This is a genomic window from Bradyrhizobium sp. WSM1417 (assembly GCF_000515415.1).
Classification (GTDB): Bacteria; Pseudomonadota; Alphaproteobacteria; order Rhizobiales; family Xanthobacteraceae; genus Bradyrhizobium.
Map to the genome: position 1 here is coordinate 83610 of NZ_KI911783.1, position 13891 is coordinate 97500.

Annotated in this window: 15 protein-coding genes (1 of these 15 running past the window's edge); 11 read left to right on the forward strand and 4 right to left on the reverse strand. The window is 62.2% G+C overall.

The features are described from left to right. Positions 1-105: 105 nt before the first annotated feature. A complete protein-coding gene (locus BRA1417_RS0100410; RefSeq protein ID WP_027514108.1) occupies positions 106-1650 on the forward strand; it encodes an acyl-CoA synthetase in 1545 nt (514 codons plus the stop codon). 17 nt (positions 1651-1667) lie between these two features. Here BRA1417_RS0100410 and BRA1417_RS0100415 read toward each other — a convergent pair whose 3' ends face one another. After that, on the reverse strand, positions 1668-2210 hold the full coding sequence (locus BRA1417_RS0100415; RefSeq protein WP_027514109.1) for a methylated-DNA--[protein]-cysteine S-methyltransferase: 543 nt from the start codon (positions 2208-2210) through the stop codon (positions 1668-1670). Between the two features lie 139 nt (positions 2211-2349). Here BRA1417_RS0100415 and BRA1417_RS0100420 point away from each other — a divergent pair, with 139 nt between their 5' ends. The 9 genes from BRA1417_RS0100420 (at position 2350) to BRA1417_RS0100465 (ending at position 9999) form a co-directional block, all read left to right on the forward strand. Next, on the forward strand, positions 2350-3168 hold the full coding sequence (locus tag BRA1417_RS0100420; protein ID WP_027514110.1) for an alpha/beta fold hydrolase: 819 nt from the start codon (positions 2350-2352) through the stop codon (positions 3166-3168). 2 nt (positions 3169-3170) lie between these two features. Then, positions 3171-3983: an alpha/beta fold hydrolase gene (locus tag BRA1417_RS0100425; protein WP_027514111.1), complete on the forward strand. Its 813-nt coding sequence runs from the start codon at positions 3171-3173 to the stop codon at positions 3981-3983. 192 nt (positions 3984-4175) lie between these two features. Then, positions 4176-4853, forward strand: coding sequence for a GntR family transcriptional regulator (locus tag BRA1417_RS0100430; protein WP_027514112.1), 678 nt, complete (start codon positions 4176-4178; stop codon positions 4851-4853). Between the two features lie 85 nt (positions 4854-4938). Then, the gene (locus BRA1417_RS0100435; protein ID WP_027514113.1) at positions 4939-5739 is read left to right on the forward strand and encodes a phytanoyl-CoA dioxygenase family protein; all 801 of its coding nucleotides are present in this window, start codon (positions 4939-4941) and stop codon (positions 5737-5739) included. Positions 5740-5897: 158 nt separating this feature from the next. Continuing rightward, positions 5898-7226 carry an NAD(P)H-dependent oxidoreductase gene (locus BRA1417_RS0100440; protein WP_027514114.1) on the forward strand — a complete coding sequence of 443 codons (1329 nt, stop codon included), beginning with the start codon at positions 5898-5900 and terminating at the stop codon, positions 7224-7226. Between the two features lie 147 nt (positions 7227-7373). After that, complete coding sequence (locus BRA1417_RS0100445; protein ID WP_156948502.1) at positions 7374-8042, forward strand: hypothetical protein; 669 nt, start codon at positions 7374-7376, stop codon at positions 8040-8042. Then, a complete protein-coding gene (locus BRA1417_RS0100450) occupies positions 8039-8770 on the forward strand; it encodes a hypothetical protein (RefSeq protein WP_156948503.1) in 732 nt (243 codons plus the stop codon). Before BRA1417_RS0100445 ends, BRA1417_RS0100450 begins: the two co-directional genes overlap by 4 nt. A 640-nt stretch (positions 8771-9410) precedes the next feature. Beyond that, positions 9411-9689, forward strand: a complete 279-nt coding sequence (locus BRA1417_RS0100460; RefSeq protein WP_027514117.1) for a hypothetical protein — start codon at positions 9411-9413, stop codon at positions 9687-9689. Positions 9690-9708: 19 nt separating this feature from the next. Next, positions 9709-9999, forward strand: a complete 291-nt coding sequence (locus BRA1417_RS0100465; protein WP_027514118.1) for a hypothetical protein — start codon at positions 9709-9711, stop codon at positions 9997-9999. A 102-nt stretch (positions 10000-10101) separates the two neighbouring features. Here BRA1417_RS0100465 and BRA1417_RS42095 read toward each other — a convergent pair whose 3' ends face one another. From BRA1417_RS42095 to BRA1417_RS0100480, 3 genes are all read right to left on the reverse strand, one after another. After that, positions 10102-10389 (reverse strand): hypothetical protein, encoded by a 288-nt coding sequence (locus BRA1417_RS42095; protein WP_084462102.1) that lies wholly within the window; start codon positions 10387-10389, stop codon positions 10102-10104. A 26-nt stretch (positions 10390-10415) separates the two neighbouring features. Next, the gene (locus BRA1417_RS0100475; RefSeq protein ID WP_027514120.1) at positions 10416-10787 is read right to left on the reverse strand and encodes a hypothetical protein; all 372 of its coding nucleotides are present in this window, start codon (positions 10785-10787) and stop codon (positions 10416-10418) included. A 713-nt stretch (positions 10788-11500) separates the two neighbouring features. Beyond that, positions 11501-12586: an SDR family oxidoreductase gene (locus BRA1417_RS0100480; protein WP_027514121.1), complete on the reverse strand. Its 1086-nt coding sequence runs from the start codon at positions 12584-12586 to the stop codon at positions 11501-11503. A gap of 303 nt (positions 12587-12889) precedes the next feature. On the opposite strand from BRA1417_RS0100480, the gene BRA1417_RS0100485 reads away from it, so the two are divergent. Beyond that, positions 12890-13891, forward strand: the 5' portion of a protein-coding gene (locus tag BRA1417_RS0100485) for a TRAP transporter substrate-binding protein (RefSeq protein ID WP_027514122.1). Its footprint extends 87 nt past the window's final position; 1002 of the gene's 1089 nt are visible here — the first part of the coding sequence; the start codon lies at positions 12890-12892; its stop codon lies beyond the right edge, outside the window.

Genomic DNA, 13891 nt, shown 5'->3' on the forward strand with positions numbered 1-13891 from the left:
TGGTTAAGCTGCGCAGGGGCGACATCGCGTTCAACAATTTGGATCGGTGGCTATGGATCCCGGCGTTCGCCGGGATGACACCGTTGATGTTGCGAGATCCCGGCCATGACCCATCCCTCCATCCACGCCCGCGCCACGCCCGACAAGATCGCCTATCAGATGGCCGGGACCGGCAAGGCGATCACCTATCGCGAGCTCGACGAGCTCTCGAACCAGGGCGCGCACCTGTTCCGCTCGCTCGGGCTGAAGGCCGGCGACCACATCGCGCTGCTGATGGAGAACCGCCTCGCCTTCATGGAGATCTGCTGGGCGGCGCAACGCAGCGGGCTCTATTACACCGCGATCAGCCGCTATTTGAAGCAGGACGAGATCGACTACATCATCGCCGACTGCGGCGCCAAGGTCGTGATCACGACGCCGAAATGCGCCGACCAGATCAAGGCCCTGATCAAGGGTGCGCCCGGCGAGCCGGTCTTCTACATGATGGACGAGCCGCAAGCCGGCTTCCGCTCCTACGACAAGGAGGCCGCCGCGCAGCCGACAACGCCGATCGCCGACGAGGTCGCCGGCTATGACATGCTGTATTCGTCGGGCACCACCGGCCGGCCCAAGGGCATCAAGAAGGCGTTCGAAGGCAAGCCGATCGACGAGCCGAACGCGTTTCTGCGTGTCCTCTGCGCCAACATGTGCGGCATGAACGCCGAGACTATTTATCTCTCACCGGCCCCGCTCTATCACGCGGCTCCCTTGCGCTTCAACATGATGGCAATCCTGCTCGGCGGCACCTCCATCATCATGGAGCACTTTGACGCCGAAGATTTCCTGAGGCTGGTCGAAAAATACAAGGTCACCCACGCGCAGCTCGTGCCGACCATGTTCGTGCGCATGCTGAAGCTGCCGGACGAGGTCCGCATCCGCTACGACGTCTCGACCCTGAAGGGCGCGATCCACGCTGCCGCGCCCTGCCCGGTCGAGGTCAAGGCCAAGATGATTGAATGGTGGGGGCCGATCCTGATCGAGTACTACGCGGGTTCCGAAGGCAACGGCGTCACCGTCTGCAACTCGAAAGAATGGCTGGAGCACCGCGGCAGCGTCGGCCGCGCCGTGGTCGGCAAGATCAAGATTCTGGACGAGAACGACGAGGAGCAGCCGACGGGCGAGATTGGCACGGTCTATTTCGCCGATGCGCCGGTTTTCACCTATCACAACGATCCCGAGAAGACGAAGAAGGCCTACAACGCAAAAGGCTGGTCGACGCTCGGCGACGTCGGCTATCTCGACAGTGAGGGCTTTCTCTTTCTCACCGACCGCAAGTCCTACATGATCATCTCGGGCGGCGTGAATATCTACCCGCAGGAGACCGAGGACGTGCTCATCACCCACCCCGAAGTCGCCGACGTCGCCGTGTTCGGTGTGCCGAACGAGGAGATGGGCGAAGAGGTCAAGGCGGTGGTGCAGCCGCACGATCCCAAGCGCGCCGGCAAGGAGCTCGAGGCCGACCTGATCGCCTACTGCAAGAGCCGCCTCTCGACGATCAAATGCCCGCGCTCGATCGATTTCGAAGCCGAGCTGCCGCGCACGCCAACCGGCAAGCTGGTGAAGCGGCATTTGCGCGACAAATATTGGCCGAAGACGGCGGCGAAGATCTAGCCCGCGGCGTCATCGCCTTAGTCGAACAAGCTCGGCGTGTGGTTCACCAGCGCGCCTTCGATCTCCAGCATCTTCAGCTTCGTCACCACGCCGCCGTTCGCGGAGAAGCCGCCGGGCTTGTTGCCGGCCGCCAGCACGCGATGGCAGGGCACGACGATCGGGCACGGATTGCGGCCGAGCGCCTGGCCGACCTCGCGCGACAGCTCGACACCGCCGAGCTGCTTGGCGATGTCGCCATAGGTGACGGTCTTGCCCGGCGGAATGGTGCGGGCGATCGCGTAGACGCCGCGGTTGAAGTCGGGCACGCCGTCGAGGTCGAGCGGGATGTCGGTGAGGTCATCCGGCTCGCCCGCGAGCAGCTTTGTGATGCGGTCGATCGCCTGCTGCAGGTCGACGGTCGGCTCGGCCTCGCTGGCGTCGGCATGGCGCTGGCTGATGCGGGTGCGGATCTTCTGCTCGCCGCCCATCGGCAGTTGCGTGCCGTTGATACCGCGCGGACCCCAGGCAATGGCGCACAGGCCGATCTTGCTATCGAACAGGGCAAAATGCTGGTCGGTCATGGTTTGGTCCCTGGCTTGCGTTCCCTCGCATGCCCCCAATGTGAACTGAGCTCAAATCTAGGCTTGGAAATAGTTGCGATCCACCCGGTTTCCGGGAATCTTGCACAGGAGTTCCGCCTCCCCTCTTCGCGAGCCCAGAATGCAAAGCCTCCACGTCAACGGATACGACATGCCCTATCTCGACGTGGGCGAAGACCGAGGCCGGCCGCCGCTGGTTTGCGTGCACGGCTCGCTCAACGACTTCCGTGTCTGGGGCTGCGTGCTCGGTCCGCTGTCGCAGCGGCACCGGCTGATCGCCGTCAGCCTGCGGCACTTCTTCCCGGCGCAATGGGACGGCGTCGGCGACACCTATTCGATCGCCCAGCATGTTGACGACGTCATCGCCTTCATCAATGAACTCGACCTCGGCCCGGTCGATTTGATGGGCCATTCCCGCGGCGGGCACATCTGCTTCCGCGTGGCGCAGCGGCGGCCGGAGCTGCTTCGGCGGCTGGTACTGGCCGAGCCCGGCGGCGAGCTCGATGCGAGCCTCGATCCTGATTATGCCGGCGGTCCCTCGCCGCTGCTGGCGCGGTTCACGGCCTCGGCCGAGAAGATCGCGGCCGGTGACATCGACGGCGGCCTTGCCGTCTTCGTCGACACGCTTGAAGGCGCCGGCACCTGGCCGCGGCTGCCGGCGCTGGTGAAGCAGAATCTGCGCGACAATGCCTTCACCCTGATCGGCCAGGTCCGCGACAACCGCCCGCCATTCTCGAAGACGGACGCGGAGTCCATCAAAATGCCGACGCTGTTCATCCTGGGCGCACGGACCAAGGGCCTGCTGCCGAAGGTGCTGCATGCGCTTGCCGCGTATGTGCCGTATTCCAGGACGGCCGTCATCCCGAACGCAACGCATCCGATGTTCGAGCAGGCGCCGCAGAAATACTCCGAAGTGGTGCTGGATTTTCTGGCGGGCTGATCATGCAGACATTTCGCGTCAACGATTACGACATGGCCTATCTCGAAGTGGGACGAGGCCCGCCGCTGGTCTGCGTGCACGGCACGCTCGGCGATTTCCGCACCTGGTACTCCGTGCTCGGCCCGCTGTCGAAATCGCATCGCGTGATCTCGGTCAGCCTGCGGCATTTCTTTCCCGAGCACTGGGATGCCGTCGGCGATGACTACAAGATGGCCCAGCACGTCGCCGACGTGATCGCGTTCATCGAGCAGGTCGAACCCGCGCCGGTCGATCTGATGGGCCATTCGCGCGGCGGCCACATCGCCTTTCGCGTGGCGCAGTCGCGGCCGGATCTGCTGCGCAAGCTGGTGCTGGCCGAGCCCGGCGGCGATCTCGATGCCAGCCTGCCAGTGCCGGCAGGCACGCCCGTGCATCCGCCGCTGGCCGCGCGCACGGCGCGCTCGGTCGAGATGATCCGCGCCGGCGACATCGACGGCGCCCTGCAGAACTTCTACGAAGGCATCGAAGCCGACGGCTCGTGGCGGCGCGTGCCGGCGGCGGCGAAGCAGCAATTGCGCGACAACGCGATCACCTTCCTCGGCCAGATCAACGAGCAGCGCAGGCCCTACACGCTCGTGGACGCGCAAGCGATCAGGACCCCGACGCTCCTGATCGGCGGCGGGGCGACGGCGGGGAGCCTGTCGGTGATGTGGCGCGTGCTGGCCGCGCACATCGCGGGGGCGAAGACGGCCGTGATCCCCAATGCCGGCCACTGGATGTTCGAGCAGGCGCCGCTCGAGTTCGGCGAGGCGGTGAACGCTTTCCTGGCGGAATAGGACCCGCCCCTCTTTTCTTTTTCCTCAAAACAACCCCATGCACAGTAGCCGAGCCCAGCAATATCAATGACTTGGCGAAGCGCAAAAACGGGGTCGGACGCCCAGTTGGCCGCGCTTGACGCCCTTTCCCTCTCGCCGTATCTTCGAATACGGAATTCCGTATTCCCTGTCATAGTTCTCGGAGCTGCTGGCGTGATCCCTCTCGACCCGCTTCCGAACTTGATCGACCAGGTCTATGCGCGGATCCTGGAGGCGATCTCCGACCGCACGCTGCAGCCCGGCCAGCGCATCCGCCAGAACGAGCTCGCTGACAGGCTCGGCGTGTCGCGCCAGCCGGTGTCGCACGCGCTCCACCTATTGCACCGGCAGGGACTGGTCGCCGAGAGCGGCCGGCGCGGCTTTGAAGTCACCCAGCTCGATCCCGCACGCATCCGCCAGCTCTACGAGGTGCGCGGCGCGATCGACGCGTTGGCGGCACGGCTTGCCGGCGAACGCGCGGCAAGCGATGCGGCGGGACGCGCGCGGCTGGAGGCGGCGCTCGCCGCCGGGCGCAGGATCGACGGCAAGACCACGCTCGCCGAGCTGATCGCGCTCGACGTCGAGTTTCATCGCGCGATCTATCGGCTCGCCGGCAATCCCGTGATTGAGGAGACGATTACGCCGCAATGGCCGCATATGCGCCGCTCGATGGCGACGGTGCTGTCCGAGCTCGATTATCGCGGCAGCGCCTGGGCGGAGCATGCCGACATTGCCGGACATATTCTCGCGGGCGACGCGAAGGCGGCCGAGGCTGCGGCGCTTGCGCACGCGCAGACGGCGGGACGGATGACGGAGGAGAGATTGAGGGCGACGGAAGAGGCCGCGGCGTAGCAGCCACCACCGCCAAAGACGTGGATGGCCGGGTCAGGCCCGGCCATGACGAGCGATAACAAAAATTAAAACAGGAGGACGCCCCATGAAACTGTCCCAGGAGCAATTGGAGTTCTTCCACCGCGAGGGCTGGCTGTTCCTGCCCGAATTGTTCAGCCCGGAGGAAGTCGATCTCCTCGCGCGCGAGGCGGTTGCCATCTATGACGCGAACCGGCCGGAAGTCTGGCGCGAGAAGAGCGGCGCGCCGCGCACCGCCTTTGCTGCGCATCTCTACAACGAGGCGTTCGGCATTCTGGGCGCGCATCCGCGCATGATCGACCCGGTCGAGCAACTGTTCGGCGAGCAGGTCTACATGCACCAGTTCAAGATCAACGCGAAATCGGCCTTCACCGGCGACGTCTGGCAGTGGCACCAGGATTACGGCACCTGGAAGCGCGACGACGGAATGCCCGAGCCGCGCGCGATGAACATCGCGATCTTCCTCGACGAGGTGATGCCGATCAACGGCCCGCTGATGCTGGTGCCGCAGAGCCAGAACGCCGGCGACCTCAAGGCCTCGCACGATCTTGCGACGACCTCCTATCCGCTGTGGACGCTGGACGAGGAGACCGTGACGCGGCTGGTCAAGCAGGGCGGCATCGTGGCGCCGACCGGCAAGCCCGGCGGCATGCTGATGTTCCACGGCAATCTCGTGCATGGCTCGGCCGGTAACATCACGCCCTACCCGCGCAAGATCGTGTACCTGACCCTGAACGCGGTTTCGAATTACATCCGCACCCCGACGCGGCCGGAGTACATCGCGCATCGCGATTTTGCGCCGATCAAGACGGTGGACGACGACGCGCTGGTCCGGCTCGCCCGTGCGCCGCGGCAGGCTGCGGAGTAGACAGGTCTCTCGTGCCCCGGACGCAGCGCAGCGCGAAGCGGTGCGATGCTGAGCCGGGGCCCATGCCGCACGGATAGTTTTTCTCTGGGTCCCGGCTCTGCGCAGCAGCGCTACGCGCTTCACCGCGTCCGGGACACGATAGTTGATCGGGTAACAACATGAACCTCTTCCGCCTCCTCCAGGCCCGCGCTTCCGCCGGCAAGCCCGTCCGTGTGGCGCTGATCGGCGCCGGCAAATTCGGCTCGATGTTCCTGGCGCAGGTGCCGCATACGCCGGGACTGGAGGTGCCCATCATCGTCGACATCGATCGCGACCGCGCGCGCGAGGCCTGCCGCACTGTCGGATGGGACGCGGCGCGGATCGCCGCGACCATCTTCACCGATGACGGCGCGCGCGCCATTGCCGGCGGCGCGATGGACGTGGTGGTGGAGGCGACCGGCAATCCGGCCGTCGGCATCAAGCATGCGCGCGCGGCGATCGCGGCCGGCAAACATATCGTCATGGTCAATGTCGAGGCCGACGTGCTGGCGGGTCCGCTGCTCGCCGAGGAAGCCCGCAAGGCCGGCGTGGTCTATTCGCTCGCCTATGGCGACCAGCCGGCGCTGACCGCGGAGATGGTGGATTGGGCCCGCGCCACCGGTTTTCACGTGGTCGCCGCCGGCAAGGGGACGAAATATCTGCCGGCCTATCACGACGTGACGCCTGACGGCGTCTGGCAGCATTACGGGCTGAGCGCGGGCGAGGCGCAATCGGCCGGGATGAATCCGCAGATGTTCAACTCCTTCCTCGACGGCACCAAATCGGCGATCGAGATGGCCGCGATTGCGAACGCCTGCGGACTGGACGTGCCTGCGGAGGGTCTGCTGTTTCCACCCTGCGGCGTCGACGACCTCCCGCACATCATGCGGCCGCGCAGCAGGGGCGGCGTGCTGGAGCGATCGGGCGTCGTGGAGGTGGTCTCCTCGCTCGAGCGCGACGGAAGGCCGGTGTTTCGCGATCTGCGCTGGGGCGTTTACGTCGTGCTGGAGGCGCCGAACGACTACGCCGCCGACTGCTTCAGGCAATACGGCCTCAAGACCGACGGCAGCGGACGGTACGCGGCGATGTACAAGCCCTATCATTTGATCGGGCTCGAGCTGAACATCTCGGTGTTGTCGGCAGCCCTGCGGGTCGAGCCGACCGGGCAGCCCCATGGTTTCCGCGGCGACGTCGCCGCCGTGGCAAAACGCAATCTGCGCGCCGGCGAGATGCTGGACGGCGAAGGCGGCTACACGGTGTGGGGCAAGCTGGTGCCGGCGGCCGCGAGCCTCAAGGCCGGCGCGCTGCCAATCGGCCTTGCGCATCGGCTGAAGCTGAAGCACGACGTCGCCCATGGCGAGATCGTGCGCTGGAGCGACGTCGAGTTCGACGCGGGCAACGAGACGGTGAAGACGCGGAAGGCCATGGAAGCGGCGTTCGTCAGCGCAGATCAGGCCGCGCATTCATAAATCGAGATTCATTGGTTTGGCCTAAGCGATGTCTGCTGGCCGACGCTTTGCGGACGCAAGCTGAACATTGTCTCAGGTCAGCTATGGGCACTAGCGGAACTGAGCCTTGAAATTTACCGAAGGTTAGCACGCGTTAAGGCACAACCAGTGGATGCTCTCCTCTTGGAAGCTCACCATGGCCCGTCCACCACTTCAGCGGCTTCTGATTTTGCTTTTTGTAGCCCTCTGTTGGAAGGTATCGCGAGCACTTTGGTGCTTGCAGCGTCGATTGACCCGTCTCCAGCGCAAGAGGCGCAATCGGGATTGTTGGAGCTCCGGTTTGGGGCAACGACGATCGCGTTCAAGCGAAGCGAAATCAACTGGGTTAGCGGTCACGGAAAACCCAGTAGCTCAGATTCAACGTTGACTGTCGGGCCGAATGCATCTGTGTTTTTTACACCTCCGTTTGGCATTCCGGAGTGCCTGGACATTGGACAGGTAGTCTTAATTAATCAGACCATCGAGCCGATCGTTCGGCAGCGGCTCTTTCTCGATTACACACCGAGGCGCACCGAGTTTCGTGGCATTTCGCAACTCAGGCCACCATCTGGGCGGCCTATTCTGGATTTGTATCAATTCGAAGACGGCGACCTCAAAGATTTCTGGGGCGAACAGATAACCTTCTACCGCGAGCCTCCAACCACAAACGTCAAGATACAATTGACACGCGACACTCATCTGCGCGTCCTAGCCACGGCTGAACGCTGCTTCTTTGAGCGCGGTGAGGCGACGATCAAGCAACTGATTTCAGTCATAAGCAGTAAGATAGAAAAATGAGAGAGTATGTAAAGGCAATCGTTCGCTGCAACCTAATGGCCTTCGTCTTCGTTGCCGAATGTGCAGCGGCGAGTGACTGGCCGAAGATGCCTGACGGTCGCGTGTTGATCGATGTGAAGGGCGTGCACTTGGCGTTGCCAGAAAAGGGAAGCGATCTTCGTTTTATTAGGTTTAGGAGCGACAGGAGAGATATACGCCAGTCTGATGGACAGGAACTGACACTCGAAAAAGTCTTAAAGTCTCCCGCCGAAGCACGCGACCTATTTTCTCGCTCGGCTACGATCCATGTAAGCATCTGGAATGTCGCTGACGGAAATGATCTGTGGCTTGCTAAATTTGATCGCTGGGAACTTCGCACGCTCCAAATAGGCATATCGATTGGGGTTCATGCTGCCGTCGCTAACTGCGAAGCTTGGGAGTCCGATTTCCGCCAGCTTAAGTCCTCGCTGGCAGCAAACGACTCCAGAATCGGCGGCGACGGGTGGGCTGAATTCGTTCGCGGCCGATCACCTGTGTCCAGAGTTTATCTCCAAGTGCGGTCTCCGGCATTCATTTCTGATCTGACGTGCAATGCGCTGGGGAGTTGTTATGCACCGAAGTGTCTCAGTCCAGATGTTGGCCTTTCGTATCAATTCAATGAAGCGGCGCACAATCGGGCAACATGGGGCGCGTTCAACGCAAAGGCTACCGACGTTCTAAGGTTCGTTCTTGTAGATCTAATTAAGTGACAACCTAATCAATTTGGCAGGTCCAAGTCGCCGAGCTCAGGCGCGCATCTGGGAAGTCGGCTGCGGTTCAGGGGCGGTCCGCACCGGACGCCATGACTTTTGCCCTACCTTGACTCCAGACCTGCCGCCAACCGACGACGCTCGACCAGGAACGGCATCGCTCGATTTGCGCTTAATTCTCACTATGAAATCGGATCGAGAAGTCGTGAACCGATGTCGAGGGGTACCGATGGTAGTCTCACAGCATGACCGGCTTGGCACCGACACAGGACGTACCAGAATCGCTTACTAGCGATGTATCCGCTATGGCGCCGCGCATCGTGAACGGCCTAACTGTCCGACCGCGCAAGCAAACTAATCCGTGGTCCTCGGGACTTCTGTTGTTGCCGGATTTCGTGGCGATCCCCGTTCTCGTCTGTCTCGGTTTGCACAGGGTGCTGCGCTACCTCGACACCGATGGGGACAAGGAAGGTTAGGCGCGACTTCTGCTATGAGTCACAAGCGGTCCTCCACCGGCTGCGGGCGGCAGGTCAGCTACGGGCCAATAGTGCTCGGCTAGGTCGGTTGCGTTAAGCTCGTCCATTCAATTTGAGCATTCTCAGTAGGGCCATCTATAAGGCTGCATGACAAAAGATCGGGAATGTTCTGGATCATTGCTGTCGCCTCTTTCGGCTTTTGGTGCTGGCTCACCAGGCGGGCGACTGAACGCGCGACAGAACTTGCGCCAACCGGGCTGTTACGTTCGCCCCTTTATTGGTCGTCGAACGCGCTGGTCCTCGTTCTGTTGGTGCTTGTGTTGTACATAGCCCACATCCACCATCAATCGCCCATTCCGCTGTTCGTTTGGTTCGCCGTTGCGGCAATCATCGTGGCCTTGCTCGTCATGCGGCGTGCTCTGAAGTGGCGTTATCCGACCTAAACTGCGCCGCGAGTTTCTCATGGGCACGTTCTTTACCGACGAGCAGATGCAGGAAGCGATTGCGGCGTTGGAGGACCACACTCCCGGTATCTGGGAGAGAATGAAGGAGATGGCCTTGACCCCGGACGACCCGCACGATGAGGAGCAAGAAATAGAGCAGGGAGCCATCGTGCGCGTACTTGCCATCGTTCTGCCGAGGGTGCCGTTCGTTGCGCAAGGTCAGGACCCATTCGAAGCAAGGGCACGTTTGAGTATAGACTTGGGCCACGCTGTGCGTGCTGCAATTGCGACGGCGAAGGGCGGCTCCTAGATCAACGCCATGATCGCTTTGGGTCCAGAAGCGGTCCTCCACTGGCGGCGCGCGGCAGGTCAGCTAGGGGCCAATACGGACATCAACAGGAAGTTGCCAGAGTCATGGCTGCTGCTTGTCGTGGGGCAATCCAACAATAACGCCAAGGAACCAACCGCCAAGGAAGGACACAACAAGCATGAGGAGATAGGTCGTTGCGAAGGGACCGACCTCCTGCTTGCCTTGAGTACGATCAAACTCTAGTAGCACCAGCGCAAAGACTGCCGCGCAGAATGCCGGCAGAAATGCCGCAAGCCTTCCCTGCGGGTTCCGCGATAGAGTCGTGGATCGACGATACGATATCACGGCACTCAAGACGACCACGATCAGACAGGCGGTGAGGAAGTACATGGGCGCCTTAACCGTCTGGGATATGTCTAGCCACTGGTCTGACGCGCGGCGCCGTGCTGCTCATGGATCGAACCATTCATCCAAAGTCCATAGCCGACGGCGATATGAAAGACAGCGTATGTGAGCGCATTTTCAATAACGAGGGACGCAGGCCCGCCCTCGGTGAGGAAAGCTTTCTCGGCAAACCAACCAGAATAATACGCAAAATAGGCGCCAGCGAATCCGCGCCAAAACGTACCGGGAAGAAAATCAATCTCGAATGCCATCAGCACGAGACCGCTGGCCGCAAGCACCTCAATTACAAAGTCGACAGTCTGCACCGCATTGAAAGTCCCAACGTCGCCGATTCCGTAAGACGCGAGCAAGACAGCGAAGACTGCAAAAAGCTTCCAACCCACGTAGACCTCCGACTTTGCTTGCGCTGCCCAAGGTAAAGATCATCAGTAAAGCCATCGCTTCTAGGTTTAGTTTAACTTAGGCTTCGACGGTAGCTCAAAGCTTAGAAGATAAGTAGATTTCGGGATCGGCCTTGAGGTTAGGCGGGTGTGCCGCTCAAGTCTGCAATGGATCGAAAGCCGCTATTGCATTTTGGGCCGGATACGCCCGCTATGGAGCCAACAGCAGCCACGCTAAATCTCTTCGACCCGGAGCGGCACAACTGTCTCCGCTGCATGACTTCTCCCGGCCAATTTCCCCAAACGACTTTCGCGTCAAAATTCCTACCGTGGCAGCGAGCGTTTATCACGTCGTCCACAATGGGCGCGGGCCCTTGAAAATAGTTCTCGTCGCGACCAAGCTCCTCCTCGGTCACAAGGTCTCCTGATTTCAGAAGAATTCGTTTGACCCAGTACGGCACGTTACAATCCTTTCTCAGCTACCGACGTCCATAATACCCCGCACAAGAAGCACGCAACGTCCATGTCTGCACCGGTCAAACGGCGACCTCTAATTTTCCGGCGGAGGCGATCGACGCAACGAGAAGAGCGGCCAGATCGCGGACGACAAAACAATCCACCAAAAGCCAGACTTGAAGCCGCTCGAACCGGCTCGGCCAGCTCCGGGTCACGACTGACCTGGGCAACGATCCCGGACCAATCCGCTTTGTTCTCCGTCAGGGAAGCAGCCGCTCTTGCTTTGCCTGCCTGAACCACTTCCGGAACATGTCCTCGGTGTCCATCATCTCGGTGAAGCCGGCGCGGTTGATCTTCACGGTCGAGACGATCGAGGGCGGACCGGATTCGGTCTGGCCGTAGCGCAGGCTGTAATCGGCGTATTGGAACGAGAGGCCGACGAATTCGGCCAACGCAGGCGATGCAAGGTCGTGCTTGCGCCGCAGCGCATCCCAGGGGCCGACCCAGGATGGAAACGCCCTGGCGAGCGACAGCGGGACCGGCTTGCCCGGCTTCATCTCCAGCGCATCGGCGACCGCAGGCCAGATGTTCTCCCAGGTGAAGACGTCGCCATTGGTCACGTTGAAGGCTTCGTTGCGCGCGGCCTCGGCCTCGCCCGACCAGGCGATGGCGCGGGCGAGGAGATCGACGTCGACGGCCTGCCCCACCCGCGCGGCGCCGCCGGGGTAATCGAGCGGCCTGCCCTGCTCGCGCAGCATCGCGGCATAGACGCCGAGCGGCGGAATCAAATCCATGGCGCCGCCCATGGCGAGGCCGACGATCAGCACCGGCCGCAGGATGCTCCAATGCCAGCTCTTGCCGGCTTGGAGGTCGCGCAAGAAGTTTTCCTGCGCCCAGTAGAAGTTGGGCTGCTCGTACATTTCGGAGCGGCCTTCGCGGGCCGGCACGGTCAAGGGGCGAACGTGGACGCCGTAGGCCTTGGTGCCCTGCAGCAGGGCGACGTGCCTGAGGCCGGGTGAGACCGGCTCGAGTGCACCCATCAGATTGCGCAGCATCAAATCGTTGGTCTTGATCTGCTGCGGGTCGCGCCATCCGTCGACGAGCTGCGGCGCCTCGTAGAGCGCGGCGTAGATCAGATGGGTTGCGCCGCTCAGTTCCGATGCGGCCCGCCGGCAATCCGCTGTGCTGGTCAGGTCGATCGGGACATGACGGGCGCCGTAAAGGTCGCGCGGCTTCCGCCGGGACAGGGCAATGACATCGCACCCGCCCGCCAGGCCGAAGTGTCGCAATGCGGCATTGCCGACGAGACCGCTCGCTCCGGCAACCACGACTTTCTTGCTCGTCATGTGCGAGCCTCCCTGGTTTTTGCGCGACTGAATAGCAGATCGCTCGCAGGCCCGACTTGCGTCAGGCCGGCGTTCGCAGCTGCGAGGCGCCCAAGAGGCTTGAGACTTGAGGCTTGATTCCGGCGAAGCGCCCGGTCATCCTCGCCGCGGAACCGCAACGATCGGAATTCCATCCAAGAGTGCCCGCAAGGGCCGTTCGGAAACGCCACAACGTCTCAACAGAAAACGTCGAGCGTCGACGAAGACAAGACGACACCAAGATCGTCCCCCAGGTCGAAGCATCGACTTAACGGAGGGAAGCGCATGGAACGTCGTAAATTCCTGACGGCAGGCGGATTGGGCCTGGCCGCAAGTGCCGTCGCTGCGCCGGCGATCGCGCAGTCGATGCCCGAGATCAAATGGCGATATGCCGCGAGCTGGCCCAAGGCGCTCGATACGCTCTACGGCGGCTGCGAGTATTTCGCCAAGCGCGTCGCCGAGATCACCGACAATCGTTTCCAGATCCAGCCATTCGCCGCCGGCGAGATCGTGCCGGGCCTGCAAGTGCTCGACGCCGTCGCCAACGGCACGGTCGAGATGGGCAACACCGCGCTGTATTATTATTGGGGCAAGAACCCCGCCTTCACGTTCGGCACGTCGCTGCCCTTCGGCTTGAACACGCGCCAGCACATTTCGTGGCTGCAGTGGGGCGGCGGTCAGGACCTGATCAACAATCTGCTGAAGGAATACAACAGCATCGGCATTCCGACCGGGTCGACCGGCGCGCAGATGGGTGGCTGGTTCCGGAAGGAGATCAAGTCGATCGACGATCTCAAGGGACTGAAATTCAGGGTCGGCGGCTTTGCCGGAACGATCATCGCCAAGGTCGGCGGTGTCCCGCAGCAGATCGCGGCGGGCGACATCTATCCCGCGCTGGAGAAGGGCACGCTCGATGCCGCCGAATGGGTCGGGCCCTATGACGACGAGAAGCTCGGCTTCGTGAAGGTGGCGAAGTACTATTACTATCCCGGTTGGTGGGAAGGCACCGGCCAGGGTCACAACATCATCAATCTCGACAAATGGAACACGCTGCCGAAGCACTACCAGGCCGCGGTCGATGCCGCGTCGCGCGATACCTTCACCTGGGTGACCGGCAAATATGACTACGTCAATCCGCCGGCGCTGAAGCGCCTGCTGGTGGCCGGCGCGATCCTGAAGCCATTCCCGCAGGAAGTGCTGGAAAGCTGCTACGGCGCGGCCAACGAGATCTACGCCGATCTCGCCAAGACCAACCCGCATTTCGGCAAGATGTATGCGAGCCTGACG

Excerpts from the sequence above, each read along its gene's own strand:
- BRA1417_RS0100410 (WP_027514108.1), top strand. The coding sequence starts at position 106 with ATGACCCATCCCTCCATCCACGCCCGCGCCACGCCCGACAAGATCGCC.
- BRA1417_RS0100415 (WP_027514109.1), bottom strand. The coding sequence starts at position 2,210 with ATGACCGACCAGCATTTTGCCCTGTTCGATAGCAAGATCGGCCTGTGC.
- BRA1417_RS0100420 (WP_027514110.1), top strand. The coding sequence starts at position 2,350 with ATGCAAAGCCTCCACGTCAACGGATACGACATGCCCTATCTCGACGTG.
- BRA1417_RS0100425 (WP_027514111.1), top strand. The coding sequence starts at position 3,171 with ATGCAGACATTTCGCGTCAACGATTACGACATGGCCTATCTCGAAGTG.
- BRA1417_RS0100435 (WP_027514113.1), top strand. The coding sequence starts at position 4,939 with ATGAAACTGTCCCAGGAGCAATTGGAGTTCTTCCACCGCGAGGGCTGG.
- BRA1417_RS0100440 (WP_027514114.1), top strand. The coding sequence starts at position 5,898 with ATGAACCTCTTCCGCCTCCTCCAGGCCCGCGCTTCCGCCGGCAAGCCC.
- BRA1417_RS0100450 (WP_156948503.1), top strand. The coding sequence starts at position 8,039 with ATGAGAGAGTATGTAAAGGCAATCGTTCGCTGCAACCTAATGGCCTTC.
- BRA1417_RS0100460 (WP_027514117.1), top strand. The coding sequence starts at position 9,411 with ATGTTCTGGATCATTGCTGTCGCCTCTTTCGGCTTTTGGTGCTGGCTC.
- BRA1417_RS0100465 (WP_027514118.1), top strand. The coding sequence starts at position 9,709 with ATGGGCACGTTCTTTACCGACGAGCAGATGCAGGAAGCGATTGCGGCG.
- BRA1417_RS42095 (WP_084462102.1), bottom strand. The coding sequence starts at position 10,389 with ATGTACTTCCTCACCGCCTGTCTGATCGTGGTCGTCTTGAGTGCCGTG.
- BRA1417_RS0100480 (WP_027514121.1), bottom strand. The coding sequence starts at position 12,586 with ATGACGAGCAAGAAAGTCGTGGTTGCCGGAGCGAGCGGTCTCGTCGGC.